Annotated in this window: 11 protein-coding genes; 4 read left to right on the top strand and 7 right to left on the bottom strand. The window is 52.1% G+C overall.

Going from position 1 to position 13,984, the window contains the following annotated elements; translation table 11 throughout:
• Positions 1-29: 29 nt before the first annotated feature.
• The 4 genes from EYB30_RS10540 to EYB30_RS10525 form a co-directional block, all read right to left on the bottom strand.
• Positions 30-4,541: an EAL domain-containing protein gene (locus tag EYB30_RS10540; RefSeq protein ID WP_166838875.1), complete on the bottom strand. Its 4,512-nt coding sequence runs from the start codon at positions 4,539-4,541 to the stop codon at positions 30-32.
• 111 nt (positions 4,542-4,652) lie between these two features.
• Positions 4,653-5,630, bottom strand: a complete 978-nt coding sequence (locus EYB30_RS10535) for a cobalamin biosynthesis protein CobD/CbiB (protein ID WP_166838874.1) — start codon at positions 5,628-5,630, stop codon at positions 4,653-4,655.
• Position 5,631: 1 nt separating this feature from the next.
• Complete coding sequence (gene mtnN, locus EYB30_RS10530) at positions 5,632-6,342, bottom strand: 5'-methylthioadenosine/S-adenosylhomocysteine nucleosidase (RefSeq protein WP_166838873.1); 711 nt, start codon at positions 6,340-6,342, stop codon at positions 5,632-5,634.
• Between the two features lie 71 nt (positions 6,343-6,413).
• Positions 6,414-7,301, bottom strand: coding sequence for a pirin family protein (locus EYB30_RS10525; protein ID WP_166838872.1), 888 nt, complete (start codon positions 7,299-7,301; stop codon positions 6,414-6,416).
• A gap of 227 nt (positions 7,302-7,528) precedes the next feature.
• Between EYB30_RS10525 and EYB30_RS10520 the strand changes: the two genes are divergently transcribed.
• A complete protein-coding gene (locus EYB30_RS10520; RefSeq protein WP_166838871.1) occupies positions 7,529-8,065 on the top strand; it encodes an outer membrane beta-barrel protein in 537 nt (178 codons plus the stop codon).
• Positions 8,066-8,080: 15 nt separating this feature from the next.
• Here the strand turns inward: EYB30_RS10520 and EYB30_RS10515 are convergent, their stop codons facing one another.
• Positions 8,081-8,542: a methylated-DNA--[protein]-cysteine S-methyltransferase gene (locus tag EYB30_RS10515; protein WP_166838870.1), complete on the bottom strand. Its 462-nt coding sequence runs from the start codon at positions 8,540-8,542 to the stop codon at positions 8,081-8,083.
• Position 8,543: 1 nt separating this feature from the next.
• Positions 8,544-9,914 carry a DNA-3-methyladenine glycosylase 2 family protein gene (locus EYB30_RS10510; protein WP_206674620.1) on the bottom strand — a complete coding sequence of 457 codons (1,371 nt, stop codon included), beginning with the start codon at positions 9,912-9,914 and terminating at the stop codon, positions 8,544-8,546.
• 186 nt (positions 9,915-10,100) lie between these two features.
• Between EYB30_RS10510 and EYB30_RS10505 the strand changes: the two genes are divergently transcribed.
• The 3 genes from EYB30_RS10505 to EYB30_RS10495 all read left to right on the top strand — a co-directional run bounded on the left by EYB30_RS10505 (position 10,101) and on the right by EYB30_RS10495 (position 12,923).
• A complete protein-coding gene (locus EYB30_RS10505) occupies positions 10,101-10,448 on the top strand; it encodes a HopJ type III effector protein (protein WP_166838869.1) in 348 nt (115 codons plus the stop codon).
• Positions 10,449-10,577: 129 nt separating this feature from the next.
• Positions 10,578-11,816 carry a DUF819 family protein gene (locus tag EYB30_RS10500; protein WP_166838868.1) on the top strand — a complete coding sequence of 413 codons (1,239 nt, stop codon included), beginning with the start codon at positions 10,578-10,580 and terminating at the stop codon, positions 11,814-11,816.
• Positions 11,817-11,840: 24 nt separating this feature from the next.
• Positions 11,841-12,923, top strand: coding sequence for an AI-2E family transporter (locus EYB30_RS10495; RefSeq protein WP_166838867.1), 1,083 nt, complete (start codon positions 11,841-11,843; stop codon positions 12,921-12,923).
• Between the two features lie 17 nt (positions 12,924-12,940).
• Here the strand turns inward: EYB30_RS10495 and EYB30_RS10490 are convergent, their stop codons facing one another.
• Positions 12,941-13,969, bottom strand: a complete 1,029-nt coding sequence (locus EYB30_RS10490; protein WP_166838866.1) for a hypothetical protein — start codon at positions 13,967-13,969, stop codon at positions 12,941-12,943.
• Between the last annotated feature and the right edge of the window lie 15 nt (positions 13,970-13,984).

The following is a 13,984-nucleotide window of genomic DNA, read 5'->3' as shown; positions in this document are numbered from 1 at the left end:
GCGCCAGTGCCGCCACCTGACGCAGCGGTTTAAATATTTTGAAACTCCTGCTGTAAAAACTGCAACATGGTGGCACCGGGCATAGGTTTAGCAAACAGATAGCCCTGGATCAGATAGCAATGACGTCGGCTGAAAAACGCCAGTTGTTGCTCGGTTTCTACCCCTTCGGCCACACAATACATCCCCAGGCTGTTGGCCATGCTCAGCATGGCCTCGATAATGGTTTCATCACTGCTGTCAATGCCAATATCCTGCACAAAGCTGCGGTCAATTTTAATACCGTCTATTGGCAACTCTTTTAAGTATTTTAATGACGAATAGCCAGTGCCAAAGTCATCCAGTGCCAGCTGCACGCCCAGATCGCTTAGCGCCAGCATGGTCTCAATGGCACTTTGATGGTCGCGCATCAGGGCGCTTTCGGTGACTTCAAAACGCAGGTAGCTGGCAGACAGCTGATGCTTTTGCAATAACTCCCGCACATAGTCGGCCAGCGCCGGTTGTTCCAGATGCTGGGTTGACAGGTTTACTGACAAGTACAATAAGTGGCCGTCGTCATGCCACTGGCGTAAATCGGTTAACGCCCGCTCCAGCAGTGCCTGTGTCATATTAATAATTAACCTAAGCTCCTCCGCCAATGGAATAAACTCGGCCGGTGACACTATGCCTTCGCTGCTTTGCCAACGTAACAGAACTTCTGCACCGACGACCTGGCGGGTTTGGCTGTTGATTATCGGCTGGTAAAAATTAATAAACTCATCATTGTGTAATGCCTTACGCAGCCGGGTTTCCCGTGCCAGCCGCATATGGGCTTTTTCGTTCATCTCTGCAGTGAAAAACTGGAAGTTATTGCGCCCGGCTTCTTTGGCGTGATACATGGCAACATCGGCATGTTTAAGCAGTTCGCCGGCGTTTAGGGCGTCGTCCGGATAAACGGCAATACCAATACTGGGTGACACGCCAACGGTGTGCGTGGCCAGTGACATAGGTTCGCTAACAACCGACAGCATTTTACGCGCGACATGGCTGATATTATCTTCCGCTTTGTAGCCTTCCAGCAGGACAACAAATTCGTCACCGCCAAGGCGGGCCACCGTATCGCTTTCGCGTAAGGTCAGGGTTAGCCGTCTGGCGACTTCTTTTAGCAGTAAGTCACCGATATCGTGGCCCAGTGAGTCGTTAATCTGTTTAAATTTATCCAGATCAATAAAACACAGGGCTAAGGAGCGTTTATCGCGCTTAGCCTGATCGATACCGTGGTAAATGCGGTCCATCAACAGGGCGCGGTTTGGCAGGCCGGTAAGGGCGTCATAATTAGCCAGATAACGCAGCTCATCTTCAGCATGTTTTTGCGCTGTTATGTCGGTAAACACCAACACGAAAAAGGTTTGTTGCTGTTGTTCGCCAATAGCGCTGATATTGATCAGCGTTGGCCGCTCCCGGCCATCAGGCGTGATCACCTGCTCTTCGCCCTGCCAATGCTCGCCACTTTGCATTGCTTTTAATAGCTTGGTGTAGAACCGGCGCCGCACCAGGCTGATCCCCAGATGATGGGTGCGTGGTTTATCTAAGTATTGCTCCATATTGCCAAAGGCGGCAGCAAATGACTGGTTAGCCGCTAATACCCGCTGCCGGTTATCCAGAATAACCACCCAATCCCGTGTTTGCTGAAAGGCTTCACCAAACAGCCGGGCCTTTTCCTGGTTAGCACGGGTTTCGGTAATATTGCTGAACGTGCCGATAACTTTGAGGACTTTATTGTCGCTATTGACGTCTGTGGCTTTGCCCTGATCGCGAAACCACAGCCAGTGTCCATCCTGATGCTGCATGCGGTAGGTGCAGTCAAAACCGCTGGCCGGCTCCTGTAAAAAGCGTTGCCACTGGCTGGCATAATTGATCTTGTCGTCTGCATGAATTAACGTCATATGCTGCTGCATCGTCAGTGGGTTCATTTGCTCGCGATACCCCAGCATAGTGTGAATACGGGCAGCAAAAAGCTGATTGTTACTGGCACGCCATTCCCAGGCGCCACTGTTTACAGATTGCAACGCCTGCTTTAAACGCTGCTCGCTTTGCTGCACTTTCTGATGGGCCAGCCTGACTTCAGCGTGTTGACGGCGGCGAAATCGGTACAATTTGTAAATTGCAAATAAGGCTAATAGCAGATAGGCCGCTATTGCCCAGTCAGATTGCCACGGCGCCGGTTGAATTGTTAACCACAGTGTGGCAGCTGGGCTTTCTGCTCCTGAATCCGGTGACAGCGCAACGACATGAAACTGATACTTGCCGGGGTTTAATTGCGGAAATATCACCTCATTCTTACTTTGCACCGGGTACTGAATATCGCCGGCACCGCTTAGCCAGTAGCGGTAGCGCATTTTGTGGTTACGGCTGAAGCTCATGGCGCTAAATTGCAGCGTGATCCCCAAATCCTGATGTGACAGGCTAAAATGGCGGCCATTGAGGTTGCTATAACGCGGTTTAAGGTCGCCACTTAGCACACTGATACCGGTAATAATCACTTCTGGTGTGACCGGTGCCTGTTGTAATAATGCCGGTTGTACCAGTGTCAGGCCGCGCATTGCGCCATAAACCAGCCGGCCATCGTCCAGGCGGGTAACAGCACCACTGTTATATTCATGGGTAGCCACGCCGTCGTCGCGGGTAAAAAGTTCAACCTGTAGTTGTGTGGTGTTAAGCCGCGCCAGTCCCTTGTGTGATGAAAACCAGATATCGCCATAGGCGTCTTGCTGCAAACTGTACACGGCATCAGACTGCAGGCTGTCAGCCACGTTAAACCGGTGCTGCAACTGCAGACTATCGGCATCAAAACCCAGCAAACCTATGCCTGATATGCCCAGCCATAAGCGGTTAAAGCGATCAACGATGGCAGTATCGGCAATACGGTTTGATTGTGGCAGGTAGTTAGGGTGGCGGTACAACAACTGGCGGTTGCCGGTGTCAGGTTGCCACAACCAGACTTCATCCGGCACACCAACCAGCAGGCCAGTGTGCCGGCCTTGCAGGGCGGCAAAAATAATGGCGCCATTGTCTATTGCTGCCGGGATAAATTTTGCCGTCAGATCCTCTATTACGCCATCCTGGGTGTTATAGCGCAGCAGTTTGCTTTGCCGGAAAAAATACAGGTAATGCTTGTCAGCATAATAGCCGCCGCTGCGCTCATTCAGTAATTTGGCATCTTCTGGCTGCTGTAATGGCGGTGGTAATAATTGTGCAGTCTGGCCATCAAACAGTTTTAACCCGGTACCGGTATGCAGCCAGTAGCGGTTGTTACCGGCAGGCATAATTTGCAGCACAGTACCGTTGTGATAGACGGCTTTAGGGTCGTTTGAGACAAAATAGCTACGCACTGTATTATCGCTTAGCTGAATTTTATTCAGGCCGTTGGCGGTGCCTGCCCATAAAGTGCCGTTATCCTGCAGCAGGCTGAACACTTTATCGTTACTCAGGCCATTACTAGCGGTGCTGCTATAACCGAGCTGGCTGAATGCTCTGCTACGCGGGTGCCAGTAGTAGGCGCCGTCGTCGCGTGATGCCAGCCAGTAACCGCCGTCTTTATCGGCAACGATATCCAGCATACTGTTATCCGCCAGGCCAAGGCCGGCATCACTAAAGGCAAGCAGTGCTGTGGTGTCGCCGGTAGCGGGGGTAAAGCGATATAAGCCAAGCTCTGTCGGTATCAATGCTTCGTTGTTCTGCCACAGCAATTGCCAGATATTAAAGCCGGGAATCTCGGTGTTAACCTGGTACGGCGTTTGCTGCTGCAAGAAGTCCAGTAGCTGCTGTACTGAGACGCTGTATAAGCCTTCTACTGTGCCAATCCATAGCTTATCATGTTGTATATCAAGCACTTTTACATGTTGCTGATCAGCATTGCTCTGGTTGGGATCAACATGATGCAGATACTGGTGGCTGTTGCTGTTCAAATCATAAATAATCACACCATTAAAGGCCGCCAGCAAAACATAGTGTTGGTAAACATAAAGGTTACGCAACCAGCCGTCGGGCTGGCCAATATCAGCCAAATCCAGCAGTTTACTGCTGCTGCCGCTGTGGCGTGACACCTGAAACAGTGCACTACTGCTGGTAAGCAGCAGAGTGTCAGCATCCAGTTCGGCTAAGCCAACGATATTGGCATAGCGCAGCGTTTCATGCTGCTGCGTCAATTGGCTAAGCAGGGTCATCAGGCCGGATTCACGGTCATAATGATACAGCTCACCGGTCTCGGTGGCGGCGTAAATATGGTTGTCGCGGGTTTGCAACAGCTTGCTGAAGGCCACTTCACGCAGGCCATAGTCGGCGCTGCTCAGTTGTACTACCTGATTGCTGTCATAGCGGTTTAAGCCACCGGCGGTGGCCAGCCACAAAAAGCCGTCCTGATCCAATAGCAGGTCATTAATACTGCCTTGCGATAAGCCGTGATCGGGTGTCAGAGGTCGCAGCAGTGTGGTAGCTGGTACACTTACCGCGCTTAGCAGTAATATCAGCGCTGCATAACGCAAAAGCTGCGGCAGAAAATTCACAGAAACTCCCGTTTGGTAGCGCTATAGGTTTTATTGGTGCTACACCTGTGTGGTGTGAAAACATATACCGAGACACTACTGCTTGTCCAGCCCGGCGGTGCAGGCATTTAACTAAACGTAGTTTGTCAGTAACCAGGCCAGCTGCAGCAGGCTACAGCTAAATAACAAGAGGTAAAGATAGCTTTGCATAAAGCCTAACACTTTGATAACGCCTGTAATGTCTGCCGCGCCAGGTTCCTGCTGCTGTACTAATCTGCTGCGTGGTTGTTTGCTGTGATTATAGTATAGCGGCCCGCCCAGGCTGCGTTTAATACTAACACTGACACAAGCCAGTAAATAAAAAGACAAGCGGCTAAAATGCTGGCGCCGCTGCTTCGCCTGACGATAACAGGATTGGACACCGTGTTGCAGCGCCAGTGTGGCGCTGCATAACAGTAGCGGTAATGCTGTCAGTACTTTCACCAGATAGGCACAGGGCAGACCAAAATGGCGATAGGCCGTTAGTTTGCAATTCCATTGCTGTTGCAGTTCCAGCAGCAGGCGATAGCACAGCGCAGCCAAACCGCCCGCGACTAAAAACCAGCACAACACGCCAATTAATGCCGTGGCAGCGCGCAGTGCCAGGCTCTCGATCACCGCTTTACTCAGCCCCATATCGCTTAAATTGCTGGTACGGCGCAGCAGTAATGGCCTGGCCTGTTGCCTTGCCAGGCTAAGCTGACCGGCGCTAAGGCTGCGCTGTACGCTCAGAGCTTGTTGCCGGGTGTTTTGCCAGTTCAGGCTCAGATATAGCAGCAAGGCGTCCAACAGATAAGGCAGCTCAGAAAACTGATATACACTGTACAGCAGGGCAATAAAGGGCACAGTGGCAACCAGCAGTGCCAGACTGCCAGAAATATACAGCTGTTGCCGGCTACGGCTGGGATCCGGATTAACTTTAGCTGCCAGCTGCAGCGCCAGATAACGGAATAACGTCAGCGGGTGGTAGCTGTCTGGCAGTGGCAACAGACGCTGTAACGCCACCACTGCCAGTATCAGCAGTGGATAAACAGACAGTCCCGCTGGCCAGATATCCGCGGCGGGTAGCATGTCAGAGGGTCAGGCTATGTAACCGTTGCAGCAGCTCCAGCACCATGGCTGAGCTGTGCTTCGACGCGACGTCGAGGTAAGCCTCAAACGACTGCGGCGACTCTTTACCGGCGATATCGCTCAGGCTACGGATCACCACAAAAGGCGTGTTCAGCATATGGCAAACCTGGGCGATGGCAGCGCCTTCCATTTCAACCGCCAACATGGTCGGGAACTGCTGGCGGATCACGGCAATGCGGGCCGGGTCACAGATAAAGCTGTCGCCGGTGGCAATTAAGCCTTTTTTGGTTTGGCAAAACCCCAGCGCCTGAATACTTTGTTCCGCTGCCTGTACCAGCGCCGGGTGGGCGCTAAAAGCGGCCGGCATTTGCGGCACCTGACCGATTTCATAGCCAAAGGCGGTAACATCGACATCATGATGGCGGACTTCGGTACTGATCACCACATCACCCACTTCCAATTCTGGGTCAAAACCACCGGCCGAACCGGTATTGATGATGGCATCAGGTTTAAATTGCTGAATAAGTAACGCTGTCGCCAGGGCGGATGCCACCTTGCCGATTCCTGATTGCACCAGCACCACCTGCATGTTGGCCAGCTTACCGCTGTAAAAGGTGTAGCCACCCAGCTCGGTGCTGCTGACATCACTGATTTGCTGGCGCAGCAGCGCCACTTCCGGCTCCATAGCGCCGATAATACCGATTAATTGCATACTGCCGTCTCTACTGATGTAAAGCCGACAGTATAAAGCGGGATGCGTGTAAAATCCCGCTTTTCCTGGTGCTAGTGGGCCAGTTTAATACTTTCAGCTGCGCCTTCGCCGGTGAGTGTCCCTTGCTGATAATCACTGATCGCTTGCTCTATCTCGGCCATGCTGTTCATCACAAAGGGCCCATATTGCACTATCGGCTCTCCAATTGGTGCAGCCGCCAGCAGTAACAACCGTACCGGCGCCTTTGTTACCAGCGTGACACTGTCACCGCGGCCAAGCACTCCGGCATGGTGCTGGGGCACGGTGCGCTGTGCTGTGCCGTCTTGTATGTTAACGCTGCCAGCATAAGGGTAAACAAAAGCCGTATGGTTGGCCGCTAACTGCAGTGTCAATTGCTGATTAGCGTCAAGCTGCAGATCATAATACTGCGGATCGGTGCTTAGCCCCTGAATGGGACCGCCTTGCTGAAAGGCGCCGCTTTGCAAGGTACCGGCGATGATTTTCACCTGACCTTGTGGCAGGCTAAGCTGCGGGATCTGCTCGGGGGCAATATCAACATAGGCGGCCGGTTTCATTTTTTCCGCTGCCGGTAAGTTTAGCCACAGCTGAAAACCCTGCATCAAGCCAGCTTCCTGTTGCGGCATTTCAGAGTGAATAATACCGCGCCCGGCAGTCATCCACTGCACGCCACCGCTTTTCAGATGGCCCTGGTTGCCCAAATGGTCTTCGTGCAGCATATGGCCTTCGAGCATATAGGTTACCGTTTCAAAGCCGCGATGCGGATGCGGTGGAAAACCTTTGATATAATCGCCGGCCTGATCTGAGCCAAAAAAGTCCAGCATTAAAAACGGATCCAGTCGGGTATGTTGGTTTTGCCCCAGGCTGCGTTTAATTTTTACGCCAGCACCATCTGATGCGGCAATTGATGGGATCAGGCGTTGTAGTGTTCGCTGTGTCATCGTTACCTCCACGTGTATGCGGCCATTAAACTTTATAATAAACGAAAAGAAAATGGCATAAATTGCCTTGTTTTAACCTAAAAAATAGAATTATTGCTTACTGGCTGTTGTCTTGCCAGCGGCGTTGCATAGTTCAGCCAGTGTTAAGACGCCAGGGGTAAGCTGGCAGCCTATTCGTAGTACGCAGTGCCGTGAACTGTACTCATGGCAAGACAGGAGTAACAACAATGAAAAAAAACTTTACACTCGCCGCTATTATTGCCGTAGCCTTTGCGGCCAGCGCTCAGGCCAATGTTAAGTGGGACTATGTTGGTGCCGGCTACACCGATGCCGGTGGTGATGGCCCCTATGTTGAAGGCTCTTACCGGCTGGATGGCAGCTGGGTGATTGATGGCACTTTTTCCCGCTTATCTAACGGCCCCTTTGACGTCAATTTTGTCCAGGCCGGCGTAAACTATTTAACCGGTTTTAAACTGGACTTCTCACCGACGACACAAAGCTACATTCTGGCCGGTATCGAGCATGCGTCAGGCGATGCGGATGATACCGGTGGGTATGCAGGTGTTGGTTTGCGTCACCCGCTAACGCCGCAGGTCGAGTTATACTCAGAAGCAACCTATCACTCTATTGCTGATGATCATGGCAGTTTAGCTGGTGGTATTGCGTTTTATCTCAGCCCGGACTGGGCTATTCGCAGCAATATCGCACTAAACAGCGGTGATACCAAAAATGAATTCCGCTTTGGTGTCAGCTACCAGTTCTAAGGTTGGTATTCTGTGTCAGAACAGCGCCGGTTGGCGCTGTTCGTGTTTTAGCAGCCAGGCTTTTTTATCCAGACCACCGGCATAACCGGTTAAGGTGCCGTTAGCGCCGATCACTCTGTGGCAGGGCACAACAATCGCAATAGGGTTACGGCCATTGGCCGCGCCTACGGCCCGCACGGCTTGCTCGTTACCAATACGGCGGGCAATATCGGCATAACTGCAGGTCACGCCGAAAGGCACAGTACAAAGTGCCTGCCACACTTGCTGCTGAAACGCCGTGCCGCTGGCGGCCAAAGGCAAACTAAATTGCTGCAGACTGCCGGCAAAATAGGCCTGCAGCTGCTGCGCGGCTAATTCAGTCAGTGGCGAGGGAGTAGTGTCGCCGCTGCGGTCGGTAAATAACACTTCAGTGATGCCGTCGCTTGTGGCGCTAATTCTGATCAGACCAAGCGGACTGTCGATAAACTGACTAAACATTTTATGCTCCCAAACTAAACCATAACTGCAAGGTGGCATAGCTGCGCCAGGGCGCCAGCGCTGTGCTATCGCCGTTGGCGCCGGCCTTAGCCAACGCTTTTTGTACGCCCAAATCACCACCCAGCCAGATATCGCTGTCAGACAACCCGCGTAATCTGGCATAGCTCACCGTCCAGGGGCCTATGCCTTTAATACTGAGCCAGTGTTCCGGCGCGGCGTCCGGTTGGCTTATGACGGCCTGCGCCAGCGCTTTTAGCGTATCACGGCGGGCCTGCGGTACTTTTATCATCTGTAAATCGTTGTTGAGCAGCGCCTGTGGTGTTGGGAACAAGCGTTTGTCATGGTACAGCGGCTCGCCCAGCGCCTGTACCAGGCGGTTTAGCTGGGTTCTGGCACCGGCGACACTAACCTGCTGACCGAGAATGGCCCTGACGCCGGCTTCCCAGCTGTTCCAGACGCCGGGAATACGCAGGCCGCTGATAATGCTGCCGTTAAACAATGGCTGACTGCACAGCTGCTGTTCAATCTGCAGCATATTGGCATCTAAATCTAATAAACGACGTAGCTGGCGCAGCAAGGTGAATAACCCTTGTTTGCCAGGCCAGTGCAATTGCAGCGTTAAGTTGTTAGCTGTACCCGGCGCCACTTCAAACCAACCCGCTTGCTGCATAAAGCTAAACGTGCGGCCGTAGCGCTGGTCTGTCACCCAGTCGATGCCGTCCAGTGTGCGCTGTTGCCAGAACGCCAGCATCTGTGGCCAGGCCAGCGGCGGCCGGTAACTCAGCGAAAGTTGCAGCGGATCGCCGGCACAATGGTGTTGGCGGCGGATCTGCAACGGGCTAAGGTTTAGCTGTTGTTTAAAGGCATCGTTAAAGCGCCGTACACTGTTAAAACCGGCCTGAAACGCTACGCTACTGACCGGCAGCGCCGTTTCATGCAGCAGTTTTTTGGCAAATAAGACCTGTTGCATCAGCGCATATTGCTTGGGTGCCATGCCCAGTTGTTGCTGAAACAGCTTGCGCAAGTAGCGCTCACTGATGCCAAGCCGCTCTGCCAGCAGCTGTTGGCTTTGCTGCTGCAGTCCGCCTTCGTCAATCAGCCGTAAGGCCCGCTGCAAGGTGGTGTCTGTGCCTTGCCAGGCGGCTGAGCCGGGCGCACTGTCTGGCCGGCATCGCAGGCAGGGCCGGTAGCCAGCCGCACTGGCCGCAGCGGCACAGAAGTAGTAGCGTACCTGCTGCTCTGCAGGCGCCCGTGCCGGGCAAACCGGGCGGCAAAAAATACCTGTGCTGCTGACTGCAGTAAAAAACAGGCCGTCATAGCGGGCATCACGGGCCAGCCTGGCCTGGCGGCATATCGCTGGGGTTAGCATCATCAGTACTACCGTTAAGCTGTCATCAGTTGAGTATACCAATACCACTTTGCCAAACTGGCCGGATCCGGTACTGAATAGTAAATTAATGTTACTACGGCCTTTGTCTTATTGCGCCTTTATCGTTCAGCGCTTAGTATCAACCTTAAAATGCACGGCCAGTGAGGCCGTTATTTAGCAGGAGTTGCTATGTTAGAACATTTTTTTATTCAGCTAAGTACCGAGCCTGAGACGATAAGTTTTGAGCAAAGCATAGCGTTGATTGATACGTTGTACTGCTTTACCCCCAGCGCCTTTAAAAATGGCGATCTGTACAATGCCGCGGGCGAAAACAATGGCTCGTGCAAAATACTGGCGTTTGGTTTATTGCACCAGTTGTCTGCACCGCAAACGCTGTTTTTATTTGGTGATTACTACCGTGCCGTATTAAACACGCCTAAAGGCACAGATCATCAGAATATCCGCAATTTTATCCGCACCGGCTGGGACGGCGTCAGTTTTGACCAGTCAGCCCTGAGCGCAAAAACACGTCCGTAACCCTGTTGCTGCTGCGCTGTCAGCGCAGGCAAGGTGCTGCTTATCCCGCCTGGCTTTGCACTGTACCCGCCCTGTGGTATTTTGGCGCCTGTTTGTTGTGATAATAATAATCAAATTTCAGGGTTCCCTATGCAAGAAAGCAGTGTATTGATCACCAATGATGCGGTGGTGCTTGGCTTAATGGCGTTGATCCTTGGCGCGGTATTTTATACCAGCCACAGTGATAATCCGTTTTTCAAAAAGTTTTATACCTATGTGCCGGCCTTGCTGCTGTGCTACTTCATTCCGTCGTTATTTAATACCTTTGGCATTATCGATGGCGAAGGCTCGTCGCTGTATAAGATGGCATCGCGTTATTTGCTGCCAGCCAGTTTAGTGTTATTAACCTTAAGCGTGGATTTTAAAGCCATCATGGGCCTGGGCCCTAAAGCGTTGATTATGTTTTTAACCGGCACCGCGGGCATTGTTATTGGCGGCCCGATAGCGTTAATCAGCATGGGGTATTTCTTTCCCGAGCAGTTAGGCGGTGATGTCTGGCGCGGTATGACCACCATCGCCGGCAGCTGGATTGGCGGCGGCGCTAATCAGGCGGCCATGAAAGAGGTATTTGCAGTTGACGGCAGTATTTTCTCGGTAATGATTACTGTCGATGTACTGGTGGCGAACGTCTGGATGGCGGTGCTGCTGTTTATTGCCAGCCGGGCAGAGTTTTTCGACCGTAAAAACGGCGCTGATACCAGTGGTATTGTTAATCTGAGACAAAAGATAGAAAAATACGAAGCCGAAAACGCCCGTATTCCAAAATTAAACGACATTATGCTGATTGTCGCTGTGGCCTTTGGTGTTACGGGGTTCTCGCATTTGGTGGCGGATATTGTCGCGCCCTGGATTGAACAGGTTGCACCACAACTTGCCATGTACAGCTTAACCAGTACCTTTTTTTGGTTGGTGGTAACAGCCACTACGCTGGGATTGTTTTTGTCCACCACCAGAGTGCGCAAACTTGAAGCGGTGGGCGCCTCTAAAGTGGGCTCAGCGTTTTTATATATTCTGGTGGCGACTATCGGTATGCACATGGATGTCACGGCTATTCTGGATTATCCGCTGATGTTTTTAGTGGGTATTGTCTGGATGCTGATACACGCCGGTTTATTATTGCTGGTGGCCAAACTGATAAAAGCGCCGATGTTTTATATGGCGGTAGGCAGCCAGGCTAATGTCGGTGGTGCAGCCTCAGCACCTGTGGTGGCGGCGGCCTTTCATCCGTCGCTAGCGCCGGTTGGCGTGCTGTTGGCGGTGTTGGGTTATGGTTTGGGTACTTATGGCGCCTATATTTGCGGCTTAATTTTGCAGCAGGTCGCACCTTAAGCTGGCAGGCAAGGAGGGGATAATATGAAAGGATTTAAAACAGAATCGCGCCACTATGTGTTAATTGTGGCGCTGCTGCTGGCGCTGTATGCCAGTTACTTGCTGGTAGCGCCTTACATTGGCGCTATAGTGCTGGCGTTTGTGCTGTCGTTGCTGTGTTTTCCGGTGCATCAGTATATCGAACTCAAGCTGCCCGGCCGACCGAATCTGGTGGCCAGTATCTCCTGTTTGCTGCTGGTAGTGGTGATTTTAGTGCCGGCATCGCTGGTGTTTATGGCGATAGTGCAGCAGGGTATTGCTTTCACTAAGCAAAGCTATAGCTGGCTCAATGATGGTGGTGCCACGCAACTGCTGCAACATCCGCTGTTGCAAAGCGCTCTGGATAACGTCAATCGGGTATTACCCACCGAGCAAATCAGTGGTGAGAGCATTGTGCAGCAACTGACTGAGTTTGCCTCTGGTTTTGGTAAAGAGTTGCTAAATTTAAGCACTAAGCTGGTCGGTGACGTCACGGGTTTACTATTCAGCTTTATCCTAATGTTGTTTATTCTGTTTTTCTTGCTGCGCGATCATGACAAAGTGGTCAACACCCTGCATTGGGTGCTGCCGTTGTCACGTTCGCAGGAAGAAGCGCTGCTGGATGAGGCCAAAAAGGTCGCGCGTTCAGCGGTGATGGGTTCGTTTTTAACGGCTATTGCCCAGGGTATCGTCGGTGGTATTGCGATGGCGATTGTCGGTTTACCCGGCCTGTTCTGGGGCACCATGATGGCGTTCGCTTCTTTTATCCCGGTAGTCGGCACGGCATTAATCTGGGTGCCAGCGTCTTTATATTTACTGCTGATTGGCGACTGGCCCTGGGCGCTGTTTATGGCACTGTGGGGCGCGATAGTCGTTGGTTCAATTGATAACTTTTTGCGGCCGCTGTTAATGCAGGGCAGTGCAGGTATGAATACGCTGCTGATTTTCTTATCATTAATTGGTGGTATTCAGCTGTTTGGCTTAATCGGCGTTATTTACGGCCCGATTATTTTTGCCCTGACGCTGGTGCTGTTAAAGCTGTACACCATAGAGTTTCAGGATTTTCTGGAAAAGCAGGATAAAAGCTAGCTTTTATCCTGCGATTGCTACACCACCAAATCAATCTGCTGCACCAATACCGGTTTAGCTTCGTCAGTAAAGGCCAGACCGCTGCGCTGAATTTTACCTGTTTTATGCTGTTGTTTATCCAGCAGAGGCATTGGCGTGGCGGCGGAGCTGATCGAAAACGCGCCCAGTTTGGCTTCATCCATACTAAGCAGCTGCTGTTTTGGCCGCCATAAATACAGGTATTGCCAGATGTCGTCGCTTGGGTCGATAAAGCCATTGCCGTTATCGTCAAACTCAGCCAGTTCGGCAAAGCCCTGGCCGCTTTGCGGACCAAACAGCTCTGTACCGTTATTTACCTGTTTATCATTGTTACGATCGTAGGCCAGATAAAACTGCTGCGCGGCCAGTTGTGGCAGTTGCACACTGCTGCCGTTGCTAAGTAAATCAAACTCAGTATGGCTGTCAGTCAGTTGCGCCGGCGTGTTATCCAGGCTGACAATTAACGGATCTTGCAGTGGCTGTTCGGTGTAGCTGTAGCGCGCCCAGCTTACCTGCATGCTAAATTCAAAGGCAAAGCTGACGCTGCTACCATCCTGCATTTGCAATTGGCCGCTAAAACTGGCCTGTACCGCCTGATAGCCCAGTTCCCATTCCGTCGTTGCCAGCCGCTCGCCGCTAGTTTGCTGCTGATTACCACTAACAAACAGGCTTTCGCTGCTAAAACTGGCGCTAAAGGCTGCACTTTCAACGTTTCGGTTAATGCGGCTATTGCTGTGATCGGGTGGCGTGCCCTTGGCAGGTAGTTGCCAGTCGTTGTGATGCTGGCCCAGTTTGGCCAGCAGGTGCTTTACCATGCCAAAGGTTTGATAGGCATTAAACAGGGCGCCATCGTCGGCGGTAAAGTCATCTTCGGTCAGGGCGGCGCTCTGCGCGGGCTCTGCTAAAACCGGCTCTGGTACTGCTGGCGCAGAGCGGACGTCGTTGCTTAGTAACTGCTGTTTGCGACCATAAGCAAGCTGTTTTTGTTCGGCAACCGCAAACTGTTGCGAAGCAGATGTAATGTTCATCTTCGGCTCCACAAA

This window comes from Rheinheimera pleomorphica (assembly GCF_011634895.1).
In the GTDB taxonomy this organism is placed as follows: domain Bacteria; phylum Pseudomonadota; class Gammaproteobacteria; order Enterobacterales; family Alteromonadaceae; genus Alishewanella; species Alishewanella pleomorphica.
This window is presented reverse-complemented; position numbering and strand designations above follow the sequence as displayed.

Coding starts and splice junctions, on each gene's coding strand:
- EYB30_RS10535 (WP_166838874.1), bottom strand. CDS start 5,630: ATGCTACCCGCCGCGGATATCTGGCCAGCGGGACTGTCTGTTTATCCA.
- mtnN (WP_166838873.1), bottom strand. CDS start 6,342: ATGCAATTAATCGGTATTATCGGCGCTATGGAGCCGGAAGTGGCGCTG.
- EYB30_RS10525 (WP_166838872.1), bottom strand. CDS start 7,301: ATGACACAGCGAACACTACAACGCCTGATCCCATCAATTGCCGCATCA.
- EYB30_RS10520 (WP_166838871.1), top strand. CDS start 7,529: ATGAAAAAAAACTTTACACTCGCCGCTATTATTGCCGTAGCCTTTGCG.
- EYB30_RS10515 (WP_166838870.1), bottom strand. CDS start 8,542: ATGTTTAGTCAGTTTATCGACAGTCCGCTTGGTCTGATCAGAATTAGC.
- EYB30_RS10510 (WP_206674620.1), bottom strand. CDS start 9,914: ATGATGCTAACCCCAGCGATATGCCGCCAGGCCAGGCTGGCCCGTGAT.
- EYB30_RS10505 (WP_166838869.1), top strand. CDS start 10,101: ATGTTAGAACATTTTTTTATTCAGCTAAGTACCGAGCCTGAGACGATA.
- EYB30_RS10500 (WP_166838868.1), top strand. CDS start 10,578: ATGCAAGAAAGCAGTGTATTGATCACCAATGATGCGGTGGTGCTTGGC.
- EYB30_RS10495 (WP_166838867.1), top strand. CDS start 11,841: ATGAAAGGATTTAAAACAGAATCGCGCCACTATGTGTTAATTGTGGCG.
- EYB30_RS10490 (WP_166838866.1), bottom strand. CDS start 13,969: ATGAACATTACATCTGCTTCGCAACAGTTTGCGGTTGCCGAACAAAAA.